This window comes from Gilvimarinus sp. DA14, assembly GCF_024204685.1.
Classification (GTDB): Bacteria; Pseudomonadota; Gammaproteobacteria; order Pseudomonadales; family Cellvibrionaceae; genus Gilvimarinus.
Genome location: NZ_CP100350.1, coordinates 979480 through 993465, shown reverse-complemented (window position 1 = coordinate 993465; position 13986 = coordinate 979480). Strand labels below are relative to the sequence as shown.

General features: G+C 47.4%; 9 protein-coding genes. All 9 read left to right on the top strand.

Annotation, left to right across the window (positions count from 1 at the left end):
- Positions 1 to 488: 488 nt before the first annotated feature.
- The 9 genes from NHM04_RS04310 to NHM04_RS04270 all read left to right on the top strand — a co-directional run bounded on the left by NHM04_RS04310 (position 489) and on the right by NHM04_RS04270 (position 13685).
- Positions 489 to 2699, top strand: a complete 2211-nt coding sequence (locus NHM04_RS04310; RefSeq protein WP_254265813.1) for a polysaccharide lyase 6 family protein — start codon at positions 489 to 491, stop codon at positions 2697 to 2699.
- 6 nt (positions 2700 to 2705) lie between these two features.
- A complete protein-coding gene (locus NHM04_RS04305; protein ID WP_254265812.1) occupies positions 2706 to 4865 on the top strand; it encodes an alginate lyase family protein in 2160 nt (719 codons plus the stop codon).
- A 69-nt stretch (positions 4866 to 4934) separates the two neighbouring features.
- Positions 4935 to 5282 (top strand): cupin domain-containing protein, encoded by a 348-nt coding sequence (locus NHM04_RS04300; protein WP_254265811.1) that lies wholly within the window; start codon positions 4935 to 4937, stop codon positions 5280 to 5282.
- A 110-nt stretch (positions 5283 to 5392) separates the two neighbouring features.
- A complete protein-coding gene (locus tag NHM04_RS04295) occupies positions 5393 to 6145 on the top strand; it encodes an SDR family NAD(P)-dependent oxidoreductase (RefSeq protein WP_254265810.1) in 753 nt (250 codons plus the stop codon).
- Between the two features lie 58 nt (positions 6146 to 6203).
- Positions 6204 to 7133 carry a sugar kinase gene (locus NHM04_RS04290; RefSeq protein ID WP_254265809.1) on the top strand — a complete coding sequence of 310 codons (930 nt, stop codon included), beginning with the start codon at positions 6204 to 6206 and terminating at the stop codon, positions 7131 to 7133.
- Between the two features lie 42 nt (positions 7134 to 7175).
- Positions 7176 to 8249, top strand: a complete 1074-nt coding sequence (gene fbaA / locus NHM04_RS04285) for a class II fructose-bisphosphate aldolase (RefSeq protein ID WP_254265808.1) — start codon at positions 7176 to 7178, stop codon at positions 8247 to 8249.
- Positions 8250 to 8282: 33 nt separating this feature from the next.
- On the top strand, positions 8283 to 9935 hold the full coding sequence (locus NHM04_RS04280) for a fructose-bisphosphatase class III (RefSeq protein ID WP_254265807.1): 1653 nt from the start codon (positions 8283 to 8285) through the stop codon (positions 9933 to 9935).
- Positions 9936 to 9973: 38 nt separating this feature from the next.
- Positions 9974 to 11071 carry a polysaccharide lyase family 7 protein gene (locus NHM04_RS04275; RefSeq protein WP_254265806.1) on the top strand — a complete coding sequence of 366 codons (1098 nt, stop codon included), beginning with the start codon at positions 9974 to 9976 and terminating at the stop codon, positions 11069 to 11071.
- Positions 11072 to 11885: 814 nt separating this feature from the next.
- A complete protein-coding gene (locus tag NHM04_RS04270; protein ID WP_254265805.1) occupies positions 11886 to 13685 on the top strand; it encodes a VCBS domain-containing protein in 1800 nt (599 codons plus the stop codon).
- Positions 13686 to 13986 lie beyond the last annotated feature (301 nt).

Sequence of the window (13986 nt, the reverse complement as noted above, 5' to 3'; positions counted from 1 at the left end):
TTTCCGCTGATCCTAACATGAATATTATCAATTGGTAATACATTGTGGTAGACGAATCGGTGCAAAAGTGACGTTGGGTCTAGCGATTTCTAACATTTATATCTCCCAAAGCAAATTTTTGATAATAAAATCAGTGTCTTATGGGTTATTTATGGGCTTTTACTTTTTGGCAGGTTTTCAAGTTCCTATGCGGGTCGGGGGCTATCGGCTGGTGTGATGCCGCTGCCCGGGCCTTTCTGGGAGCTGTCATTGGCTATTCTGTAATAAAGATTGGTTGACACAATTGTATTCTGATTGGTAGTCTAGTTTGCAAGTGATCAATGCAGGCGAGTTTTAGGTTCAGGGTTGTGCATTGAGTTTGCGAATACGAGCACTGGTCCCAGGCTAGAAGCAAGCGATAGCGCTGGTTCTAGTGTGTGGCTCTCCTTGGGCCGGACTTCCTATGGAGGTCCGGCCGCTTTTTTGGGCAAAAGTGTGGTGTAGTTAATATGAATAATAAATTTTTTATCTTCTCGGGATTCTTCCTTCTATCCATCGCTTCTGCGCTGAGCGCGGCCAAAGATTATTCCGTTTCAGATTACTCAGAATATCAGCAGGCCGTTGAAAAATTGCAGCCTGGAGATCGAGTTCTGTTGCAAGACGGCGTGTGGCGCGATGTTGAGCTTGTGTTTGCTGCGGTAGGCACCGAGCAAGCTCCTATCACTTTGGCCGCGGAAAACCCCGGCAAGGCAGTGATCAGCGGGCGTTCAAATTTAAAGCTGGCAGGTGAACATCTGGTAGTGCGTGGCTTGGTGTTCAAAAACGGCTACACCCCTTCGGATACGGTTATCTCATTTCGTACCGCTAAGCCTGAGTCTGATAGTGATTATTCTACGGTCGCGGTTAATAGTCGTCTAACTGAAGTGGTTATTGATGATTTCAGTAATCCAGATCGCTATGAAACTGATTACTGGGTCAGCATCTACGGAAAGAATAACCGTATTGATCACAATCACTTCAGTTTTAAGCGCAATAAAGGTGTAACCATGGCGGTGCGTCTGGATACAGAGCACAGCCGCGAGAACAATCATGTAATTGAGTACAACTACTTTGGCCCCCGGCCTGTATTGGGCTCGAATGGTGGTGAGACCTTGCGCATTGGTACTAGCCACTACTCTCTGAGTGATTCTCTAACGACTGTTGCCAATAACTACTTTGAGCATTGCGACGGTGAAGTGGAAATCATTTCTAACAAGTCCGGTAAGAATGTCTTCCGGGATAATGTATTTTTCGAGTCGCGCGGCACCCTGACATTACGTCACGGTAATGGGAACCTGGTGGAAGGAAATGCTTTTATCGGCAATGGCGTCGATCATACCGGCGGTATTCGGGTGATTAATGCCGACCAAGTAGTTAAGAACAACTATATGTCGGGTTTGACTGGCTCTCGTTTTGGTGGCGCTCTGGTGGTTATGAATGGGGTGCCCGACTCCCCGATTAACCGTTATCACCAGGTGAAGAACTCTGTGATTTCCGGCAATACATTGGTCAATGTAGAGCGTATTATTTTTGGTGCAGGGTCTGACGAAGAGCGTAGCGCCATACCGTCCAACAGCCGCTTCACCAATAACGTTGTCGTGAATGATTCGGGTGAGTCACCGTTCGAGCTGCATGACAGTGTTAAAGGTATCGAGTTTAGCGGAAACAAAGCCAATTTTATCGTTGGTGATGAGCTGAGCGATGGTTTCGAAAAAGTCAAAGGATTAGCGTCGCCTCAGCCTGACCTTCCGGTAAAAAAAGAAGAGGTTGGGGTGTCATGGTACCCCAAGTATGAAAAGTCTGATCGATTCACCATTAATGAGAGTGTTCGAGTAAAACCGGGAACGGATACAGTGCTGGATGCTTATGCCAAGATTTCCGGTGCCGCCGAGTTGGTGTTGAGTGAAGGTGAGTATCACTTCTCCAAAACCTTGCTGCTGGATAAGCCTCTGGTGATTCGTGGTGCCGGTAAGGGTAAAACCCGACTGACTTTCGCCAGAAAGTCCCTGGTTGACTTGTTGAACGGCAGCGCTCTGCGTTTACAGGATGTATCTATCAGTGGTGTGCGTGCTCCGGATGATAAAGCAAATGCGGTGATTCGCAGTGACAGTAAGCCAATGAATAAGAACTTTTCCTTGGAGCTGGTAGGTGTGGAAGTCATCGATCTGGATATTAATAAGGATTTTGACGTAATTAAGCTGCGCAAGAGCACCTTTGCCGATGAAGTTCTGGTTCAGGATTCCAGCTTCGCCAACATCAAGGGTTCAGTCTTAAAACTGGATTCTGAAAAAGACGATTACGGCATGTATAACGCCGAATACATTACGGTCAAGAACTCCTCGGTAAATAATGCTACAGGCAGTTTGATGACCGTGTATCGTGGCGGCACCGATGAGAGTACTTTTGGCCCTCATGTTCATGTCGATGAGGTTACCGTGAGCTCCTCACCGAGAGCCGATTCTCAAGGTAATAGTATTCTATTGCACGGTGTTCAGCGTGGCCTGATTGAAAACAGCCATTTTGATAACAGTGCTCCTATTCTAGTGCAGCATACTGTAGGTGGACCGGTTATTCGTATTGAGGGTAATACCTACAACCACAAGCCGCTGTACCAAGTGGAGGATGTTGTTCCAGGTATGGAATCGACCTTTACTGCCGATAATAATAGTTTTTCTGAGTAATTATTTATGCGATTACCTTCTTTTTTTGTTCGAGCGGGAGCCATTGGTTGCCTTCTATTAGGTTGTTATCAAACGGCCGTCGCCGAGTCGCCTTCATTGGTTATTAGCGAAACAGACATTGCTGCTTTGCGAGAAGCGTCCGCTGGGCTGTTGGAGCAGTCCAAGAAGGATAATAAACGAGTCGCTGATGAAGCTCTTGCCGCAGGTGTAGTGGTTCCCTGGCCCAAAGATGCAGGTGGTGGCTATACCCACGAGCAGCACAAACGCAACTATAAAGCGATGTACGCAGCCGCCATGCAGTATCAGTTAAGTGGCGATAGTCTTTATAGTGATTATGTGGGTGCAATGCTATCTGCTTACGCGGACATGTATCCACAGTTAGGTCTGCATCCTGAAAAGAAAGAGCAAACGCCTGGTAAGCTATTTTGGCAGAGTCTGAATGAGGCCGTGTGGCTGGTGTACGCCATTCAGGCCTACGATATGGTGGCTCAAACATTTACGGATGAACAGAACGATAGATTCCAGCGTGAATTGTTCTATCCAGTGGCGGATTACTTATCTAAGGGACAGCCGCAGACCTTTGATAAGATACATAACCATGGCACATGGGCCGTCGCTGCAGTGGGTATGGTTGGCTATGCTACGGGTCGGCATGACTATGTTGAACAGGCCTTAAAGGGGTTGGACAAAAGCGGCGAATCTGGGTTCTATAAACAGTTGGATGAGCTTTTCTCTCCCGATGGCTATTACACAGAGGGGCCATACTATCAGCGCTATGCCCTGATGCCATTTGTGTGGTTTGCTAAAGCTATTGAAACCAACGAACCTCAAAAAGCAATTTTTGAGTATCGCGACGGCATTTTGCTTAAGGCGATTTATACCACCATTGAGCTAAGTTATAACGGTCTTTTTTTACCGATTAACGACGCTATTAAAGACAAAGGCATAAAAACAGAGGAGTTAGTTCAAGCTCTAGCGATTGCATTTGAAATCACCTCAGATAAGACCTTGAGCGATATTGCTCGGCAACAGGAGAAGGTCAGTCTGAGTGCAGGTGGAGTGGCTCTTTCTGAGATTATTGCGAACAATGAAGTAGCGCCATATGACTATGAGTCTAAAACTTATCGCGATGGCGCAAAAGGCGATCAAGGTGCATTGACCCTGATGCGATCCGGCGACAATGAAACAGGGACTCTGGTGGTAGCAAAAAATACCAGTCAGGGCATGGGGCATGGCCACTTTGACCGCTTAAGCTGGCAGCTGTATGACAACGGCCAGGAAGTGGTAACTGATTATGGCGCTGCTCGTTACCTCAATGTTGAGGCAAAGTATGGCGGTCACTACCTTCCAGAAAATGACAGCTGGGCGAAGCAAACGGTAGCCCACAACACCCTTGTTGTGGATCAAAAGAGCCAGTTTGGTGCTGACTTGGATAAGGCGAATCAACATGCCGCTGAGCAAGTTGCTTTTGTACGAGACGATTTGGCCGACATTAGCATTGGCCGTATTGATACCGCTTACAAAGGCGTGCAGATGAGCCGCGTGCAAGCTTTGGTAAAACCTGACTCCATAGAGCCCTTTGTGATTGACCTATTCAGCGTGCGGGCGGATGCTAAGCACAGCTATGATCTGCCACTGCATTTCAACGGGCAGATTATTGATCATAACCTGAGCGACGCTGAAACATTTAATGCATGGGGAGCCATGGGCGATGACAACGGTTATCAGCATATGCTGTTACGCGCTCAGGGGAGCAACGCTGACCACAGTAATCGCTTGACCTGGTTGCTGGATAATCGTTTCTATTCTTACACCTACGGTTATCAAGCAGAAGCTGGTGAAAATGCGCAGACGTTATTTTTTCAGCTGGGAGCGAATGATCCGAATCACAATCTTCGTCGTGATCAGGGAATTGTTCGCCGGCTAGACGCACGCGATGCCGTGATGTACGCAGTAATTGAGCCTCATGGTGAGTACAACGGTACCGCCGAATATGTTCAAGATGCTTACAGCCGAATAAAAAGTTTACGTTATACCACGACGGACACCGGTGCTACGCTTACTGTAAATATGGGTGATGCGGGAACCTACGAACTTGTTGTTTCCAGTGATGGCAAGGGATTGGTGCCGGTTAATGCCAAGGTTTCAAAAATTAGTGATAACTAATATTTATGCCCTCTTAGCGAGTACTGTGAGTGGGCTTTAATTTGATTCTCGATTGAACAGGTGACGATTATGCTGATTGAGTCAAGTAAGTTTATTGAGTTGGACACCATTGAAGAAGAGGATGTAGCCCCCGGTGTAAAACGGCGCATCATGGGTTACAACGAACAGATTATGGTAGTGCGGGTTACGTTTGAAGAGGGCAGTGAAGGCTATGTTCACAGCCATTTCCACTCTCAAGTGGCCTATGTAGAGCGTGGTAAATTCGAAGTAATGATTGATGGCGAGAAGAAAATTTTAAAAGGTGGCGATTGCTTTTATGTTCCGCCGAATGAGGAGCATGGGGCTGTGTGTCTTGAGGCCGGCATCTTGATTGATATTTTCAGTCCGATTCGCGCCGATATGGTCGGTGGTAAGTAGGTCTTTGCGCAGAGTAGCGTAGCGGCTACATTCTCATCCATGTATCGCTCAAGGTAGCGGCGCTATACGGATTCTTGCATATACATATTTAATCATCAGGTGAGCTTTCTATGAAACTTAAAAATCGTGTTTGCGTAATAACCGGTGGTGGGCGTGATATAGGTCGCTCGATCTCGCTAAAATTGGCTCAGGAGGGGGCGAAACTGGTAATCAATTACTTCGGTAATCAGGAAGCTGCTGAAAAAACACTTGCCGATGTGAAAAGCCTGGGAGCCGAGGCCATTCTGGTTCGTGGCGATATGGGGCAGCCCGATGAGGTGCGAAATCTGGTTGCTAAAACCCAAGAGGCATTCGGCGATAAAATTGATATTTTGGTCAATGTGGCTGGTGGTCTTGTAGCGCGGAAAACCATTGACGAAATGGACCCGGACTTTTTTGACTTTGTAGTGCGTTTGAACCTTACCAGTACCTTTTTGCTGACCAAATATGTTACTCCCCATATGGAGCAGGGTGGCGTGGTGATTAACTTCTCCTCCCAGGCCGGCCGCGACGGGGGAGGTCCTGGTGCTTCGGCGTACGCTACTGCCAAGGGTGCAGTGATGACCTTTACCCGCGCCATGGCTAAAGAGTTGGGCCCCTGCGGTATTCGTGTTAACTCACTGTGTCCGGGCATGATTAGCACCACCTTCCACGATACATTTACCAAAGACGAAGCGCGCAAGAATGTTGCTGGAGCAACACCTCTGCGTCGTGAAGGCTCGCCGGATGAAGTTGCGGATGTCGTTGCTTATCTCGCTAGCGATGAGGCCACCTTCTTAACGGGTCTAAATATGGACGTGAACGGCGGTCTGATCTTCTCCTAAGGGCAAATCTTTAGAGTCGGTGGGGCCAAGGGTCTCTGTGTTAACTAAGAGGTAGAATGTGAAGATTGCAGCTATTGGGGAATGTATGCTGGAGATGTCCAGCGGTAGCTTATCGGATGAATTGGCCAAGGTTCCTGCCGTGATTGGTTACGGTGGAGATACTTTGAATACGGCGGTGTATTTGGCGAGACTCGGTTCTCAGTCCAGTTTTGTTACGGCAATGGGTGACGATCAGGCCAGCCAGTGGATGATATCTCAATGGCAAAAATCTGGTGTTGATACATCGGTAGTGCGAAAGGATTCCAGCAAACGTCCCGGGATTTACCACATTAGTAACGATAAAACAGGCGAGCGTCACTTTATATATTGGCGTAACGATTCAGCTGCAAAGTACATCCTCGATAGCGATGGCAAAGCGCAACTGCTTCGTCAGCAACTATCACACTTTGATTTTATTTACTTTTCCGGCATTAGCCTAGCGATTATTGATGAGCCGTCTCGGAACCGTTTATTCAGATTATTATCTGAATTGCAAGATGACGGAAAAAAAATAGTTTTTGACGGAAATTACCGTCCGGTTTTATGGGAAAGCACTGATCTAGCTCAAAAGGCGTTCAGTCGGGCTTACGCTATCAGCGATATAGCCCTCCCCACCATTGATGATGAAGCTCAGCTTTTTGGTGAGACAGATAAAGACGCGATCATTGATCGAATTCGTAAATGTGGCGCCCGTGAAATTGTGTTGAAAATGGGTGCCGAAGGTTGTTGTGTCGACGACGGATCCAGTCGCGAAGTCGTGAGCGGCCGTCGGGTAGAGGTGGTTGATACGACTTCTGCAGGGGACTCCTTCAACGCTGCCTACCTGCACTATCGCTCACAAGGCGAGAGTTATGAATTGGCTGCCAAAATGGGGCATATCTTGGCCTCAACGGTGATACAACATAAAGGTGCGATTATTGCTGAAAGTGATATGCCTAACTTTCAGTAATGTAGATCTGCATGTAGCAAACAATCCACAAGAGAGTTGCCCATGATTAATAAGCTAACCTTACCTGAAAACGTTATTCTAGGTGATGCGGTTTCGAAGACCTTCGCCTACGCCAAGGCACAGCACATGGCTTTGCCTGCGGTCAATATTACTAGCTCTAGCACGGCTAACAGCGTAATGGCGGTTGCTGCTGAGATTAGTGCGCCAATCATTATTCAGCTATCACACGGTGGGGCTGCGTTTTACGGTGGTAAATCTGTAGCGAACTCTAACCACCAAGGCTCTATAAACGGCGCTGTCTCTGCTGCCTTACACGTCCATGCGATGGCGCCAGTTTACGGCGCCAACGTGATGTTGCACACCGATCACGCCGCTCGAAAACTTTTGCCTTGGATCGATGGTTTGCTGGACGCCGGAGAAGAGTATTACCGTCAACACGGTAAGCCGTTGTTTTCTTCACACATGATTGATTTGTCCGAAGAGCCTTTGGAAGAGAATATTGAAACTTGCTGCGAGTATCTTAAGCGCATGAGTGCAATGGGTATGACGCTTGAAATCGAGCTGGGTGTTACCGGTGGTGAAGAAGACGGTGTCGATAATACGGGAATAGACTCATCCCGCTTGTACACGCAGCCCTCAGAAGTTGAATATGCCTATGAGAAGCTCAGCCAGATCAGCGATAAATTCACTATCGCAGCGGCCTTTGGTAATGTTCATGGTGTGTATTCGCCGGGCAATGTAACCTTGCGGCCAGAAATCCTGCGTAACTCTCAAGATCATTTGAAGCAAACCTTCAACTTGGGTCATAACCCAGTGGACTTCGTGTTTCACGGTGGCTCGGGATCGTCGGCCGAAGATATCGCTTTAGGTATCGAGTACGGTGTAGTGAAAGTCAATGTGGATACCGATTTGCAGTGGGCTTACTGGAATGGTGTGCGCGAGTTTTATGAAGATCGTAAAGATTACCTTCAGGCTCAAATTGGCAATCCTGAGGGTCCGGATGCACCAAACAAGAAGTTTTATGATCCAAGGGTCTGGTTGCGCAAAGCCGAAGAGGGCTTTTCTTCTAAATTGACGGACATCTGCCGCCAATTAAATTGCGAAAGTGTGTTTTAGCGCCGACGCGTATATTTGGTGAGTACCCTTTAGATGCCTGCACAGCCCTACAAAGTCTTTATATCGGATTTACATGCACAGGGGGATATGTTCGACGCGTTAACGGAAAGACGATTCGGCATATTAGAGGCGCTATTGGAAGATTACGCGAGGCAGAGTCCTGGCGCTCCCTTAAGCGCTTTGCGTCATTACCTACTCGGTGAAGAGGCGACTTCTCCGGGGCTCTCGGACCACTTTGCGGAACTTACGGCCATGATGGAAATTCTGCTTAGATTTAAGCAGGATCGCCGTTTTTGGCCCGTCGGGGTAGAGACATTCGCCAGCTGCAGCTGGTTTTTAAATATTCTGGATGAATACGCCATTAACGGTGTGCTTGACGATCAGCGCCGTGATGCTATCGCTTTGCTAGATTATCAAGATAGGGAGCAACTGTGTCGATATATTGCCAAAGCGGTGCTGGCATTGGCGTGTTATCGCTTGCATGTGGTTGGCGATATTTTTGATCGTGGCCCAGATGCGGCGAAAATTCTGGATCGTTTGCAAGGCATGCCTGACGTCACCATTCAATGGGGTAATCACGATGTCCTTTGGATGGGGGCGGCCTCCGGGTCGCTAGAGTGCATCGCCACGGTAGTGCGACTTTGTCTCAAGTATGGGCATATCGAAACCCTTACCAGAGACTATGGTATAAATCTTAATAATTTGGCGCAGCTTGCTCGTGATTCTTATGCGTGCGAACCAGCTGAACAGTTTTCTGTAGGCTCGACCACGACGGACCCCAATCAGCCTTGGGAGGCTATGCATAAAGCCATAGCGGTGTTGCAGTTTAAACTTGAAGAGCAGATCATAGAGCGCAATCCGAACTTTGCTCTCGCCGATAGAGCCATGCTGAAAAAAGTAGATTTTTCTAATGGCTTCATCATCTTAGAGGGCGAATCAGTTGGCCTATCCGACACATATTTCCCCACGGTAAACTCAAATTCCACTTCTGCTTTAACTGACCAAGAGTGGTCGGTTATAGAGGATTTGAAAGCGCAGTTTGTCGAGTCTGAACGGCTGCAGAAACACATCAATTTTTTGTTTGCCAACGGTAGTTTGTTAGCATCGGACGGTCGGTTTGTCATGTTTCACGGCTGTCTCCCAGTGAACGAGGATCTCAAGCCTGCACCCTTTCAGGTGAACCAGAGAGAACTCAGCGGTAGAGCCTTGTTCGATGCTTTCGAGCTGCAATTGCGCAAGGCCTATTCTCGGCGCGGAAGTAAAAATTGTCTGTACTTATCTGATATCGCTTGGTATCTGTGGTGCGGGCCTTTATCGCCTTTGTTTGGACGTAATAAGATGACAACGTTCGAGCGTTACTTCGTCGCCGACAAACGCTTTCACGATGAAGGCAAGAATCCTTACTTTAATACAAGGGATAATCAGACGTTTATTGCTTCAGTTGCTAAAGAACTTGGCGGCGATGGCAGTAGTGTTATCGTCAATGGTCATCTGCCGGTAAAACTCAAGGACGGTGAGTCACCACGGTTTGCCAATGGACATTTGGTTTGCGTAGACGGTGGATTTTCCGGTGCATATCGAGATTTAACGGGCGTTGCCGGTATGGTTTTTATCGCCGATGCTGATAATACCTATTTATTTTCTATTCATGAGCGAAGCTCTAATTTGAAATTTCAGTTAATTTAATCCTATATCCAACTCATAAAGTTAGCGGGAGAAATAAGATGATAATAAACCTTCAAAAGTCGATGCGACGCATCCCAGTTGCTGCTATGGCAATCGTTTCTTCAGTTGCTGTTCTGACTGCCTGTCAGGGTCAAACACAAACCAAGAAAGAAACTTATAACGCCGATGCGATGATCGGTAAAAGGATTCCCGGCTCTGTTATGGATTTCTCGCATTGGAAGATAACGCTGCCGATGGATAGTAATCGCGACGGAAAGATAGACGAAGTAGGCCCGCCCAACATCAGCCGCTTGCTGGAACCGCGTTTTTTCTACGCAAATGAAGAGGGCGGCGTGGTTTTTGCGGCACCCAATAAAGCGATAACCACTGCCAACTCTACCAATACCCGCAGCGAGCTGCGACAAATGGTTGATCCCGAGGGCTCTAAAACCAAAGCACCCGGCAATAATTTTGCCCTGGCAGCTCACTCTAAAGCCAGTAAATATGGGGCGATTGGCGGGCAACTATCGGCTACTTTGGCCGTTAATCATGTGGCCGTCGACGCTAAAAATCCCGACAAGAAACCGGCCTTCTCCGTAGTGGTAGGTCAAATTCATGCGGGCAAGGATGATTCAATGGCTCGCGGTTTTGGTTATGGTAATGAACCTTTAAAAATTTATTTCAAGAAATGGCCTAATCACGAACACGGTTCGGTGTTTTGGACGTACGAACGGAACTTAGAGCGTGATGACCCCAATCGCACCGACATTGCTTACCCTGTCTGGGGCAATCTATGGGATTCGTCTGAGGATCCAGGAGAAGCTGGGCTCAAGCTTAATGAAACGTTCAGTTACACCGTTGATGTTGACGGCAATATTATGAATCTGACCTTCTCTGCAGAGGGTAAACCGACGGTCGAATACTCGGTAGATTTATCGAATAATGTCGATCCTAATGGCGTGGTGGACGAACTCGATAACCCCCGCGGTTATAGCGGTGACTGGTTCTACTTTAAAGCAGGCGCCTACAACCAATGCAGCAGTAAAGACCAGGAGGGCATGTGGTATGCGGGCTGTGCGGGCAGTGGTGTTTGGGAGGAAGACTATCAAAACGGTCACTATGTGCAGGCGACCTTTTCGTCCTTGACAGTTAAATAGCCTATAGCCTTACTTAGCAGCGCCACCTAGCCTATTTTCTAAGTGGCGCTGCTTCGGTGTTATCACCACCCCTCCTTTGTTGGCCGTAACTTGGTGAGGGGTAGAGCAAACGGTGATCTCGCATCGTTTGCAGCTCTTACCTCTCAGTTTTGTGTTTCCGTTCTGCATTTCCGATTCTGTCTCATAAGTTGCTGAAATATAAGCCTTTATTAATTAATTTCTAGAGTCTATAAATTGGTTGAAGCTGTTATTGTCAAATCGGTTGACAAAAGTGCAGTCAATTCGGTAAGGTCTTCCTATCTGGCGATTATGCTTTCCTATAAATAATGATAATTAGGGAGTAAATGATTGAAACTTTTGATTCAGCAAGTTTGTTTGGCGCTGTAGGTGTTAACTCAACAGCGCCAGTATGTATTGGCGTCAAGGCCATGTTTTTACCACAGTGTCTGTGGTCCTCTCCGATGGGTTAACGAGAGTGGTTACCCGCTTAACGGGCTTCGGCAGAAGCCCGCCTTTTTCCACGCTAGACAACATATGCTGGGATAAGAACGCGGTTTGGTTCACTGTGATAAGTAGGCAGGCTCTGCGACAGAAAAGTGCACTTTTGGTTTGGAAACTAAGGGATTGAGACTAAAGGTTTAACTGTTCGGTGAGTTCAAAATGAGACTTAACTTGAAGTTAAACGGCTTTTTGTTAAAAGAAGTCACGCTCTGAATATGCTGTGTCTTGGTAAATAAACTAACGTGAATCAACAATAATTAAATCTGTAAGAAATTCGTATCAAGTCATCAATTAACAATAAGGATACACACTTATGAAAATGAAACTGTTAACAGCTTCCATTCTGGCTGCCAGCTTGGCAGGGTGCGGCGGCGACGGGGACGATGTGTTTGACGTGCCTGATACCTCAGGGGGGTCAAGCTCAAGCGCGGGTCCGGTAGAGAATACTCCCGCGACCTTTAGCGGCCTGGAAGCAAACACCAATAACAGCACTCAAGATTTGGCCGGCACCATCGTGGTCACTGATCCTGACTCAGACGAAGACGCAGTTCAGCCGCTATCCGATGAAAGTACTATGTACGGCACTTTCTCAATTATCGAGGATGGTAACTGGGTGTACACTCTCGACACTGAGAATAGCACCGTTGCCTCTTTGGCGGGACCGGATGACTCGATCGTAGATGTGGTGGAGGTTCAATCAGTAGATGGAACATCGGCGAGCCTCGAAATCACGATTACCGGAGCGGATACCGTCCTTACTACCACTAAGGCCGCTCGAATCACCGACAATATGCTCGATGATGCCGGTGAGCTTCGCTATAAATTTGATGAAGCGATCGAGAAAGGAAAGCTTACCGTATCTTTCTTGAAAGACGAGAACGTGGTCGATGAAGATGGAGCAGATAAAGACGCTTATATTGGTATTTACGGCTCATCTACAAGTACCAGTCAGGCTATGGTCGACTTACGTATTCAGGCTGATAAGTACGTTATCCGTGACAGAGATGACATCGAAGTAGAGATTCCTTTCGTTCCCGGTGAGTGGACAGACGTCGAAATGACCTGGGACGCCTCCGCGGCGAGCGCAGACGCGACGCCTTTAGTTACTGTCACCATTAATGGCGTAAGCGTAACCACTGAGCCGTTCTCTTCGGCCTCTTCAATTCCGACAACGGTAATGGATGGTGTAGAAGCGGTAATCTTCAAAGTGGGTGACAACGGCTCGATCATTCCTGACGGCGCCTATTATGTTGATAACGTAAAGGTATATTCCGATATTGAAGGTAATAGCATAGCCTTCGAAGATGACTTTGAAGGCTATGAGGTTGGCGTATCTTTGGATCCTGAAGAAAACAGTGATTCTGTTTATCACAGCAATACTGCAGAAACCGTGGTGGCAAATGTAACTGCTGGCGGGGAAGGAACAGGCGGCGGCTCTGGTGATGAATCAGGTCCTGGTACACCTGGCAATAAAATTGCGCAGATTACCGATAATATGATTGATGACGCCGGTGAGCTGCGATATAAGCTTGAATCAGCTGTTGCCTTGGGTAAGTTATCGGTTTCGTTTCTTAAAGACGACAATGCAGTAACTGAAGACGGATCGGCTAAAGACGCTTACATCGGTTTGTTTGGTTCCTCTACCAGCACCAGCAATGCTCTTGTCGATTTGCGCATTCAGGAAGATAAGTTTGCCATTCGTGACCGTGACGATATCACCGTCGATATTCCTTTTACCCCAGGCGAGTGGACCGAAGTGGAGATGACGTGGGATGCGTCGGCTGCCAGCGCGGATACAACGCCCCTGATGACTATCACCATCAATGGTACAAGTGTTACCACTGAGCCTTTTAGTTCGGCTTCAGGCTCGCCCTCAGAGGTAATGAATGGTGTTGAATATGCCATCTTCAAGCTTGGTGATAATGGCTCAACGATTCCTGATGCCGCTTATCATATCGATGAGGTTAAAATATTTGAGGATTTAGAAGGCACTTCCTTGGTGTTTGAAGATGACTTTGAGGATTACGTATTTGGCGACTCTCTTGACCCAGATGTTAATCCAAACTCTGTCTACCATTCGAATTCAGCGGAAGTTATTGTGATTTCCGAGTGATTTCGAATGTTTTTTTAGTTCCATAGCTGTTCTCTTTTGCCCCCATTCTTGGGGGCTTTTTTTGTCCCGCCTTTTGTCTTTCGCTTTTTATAAACCATGCTGTTGGCATAGCTAGTACGGCTCAAAAAATTTTACCTGATGGTTTACTAAAGAAGCGGGTGATACATCAAAATAACACGCCTATAAGCTGGTGGACGCTGACGTGCATACTAAAAATTTGGCTGAATCGACTAACGCCCGTGCACCTGTACTGTCGCTTTCGGCTTCAGGTCGATCAGGGTGGCGTTTTTCACGGGTTCAG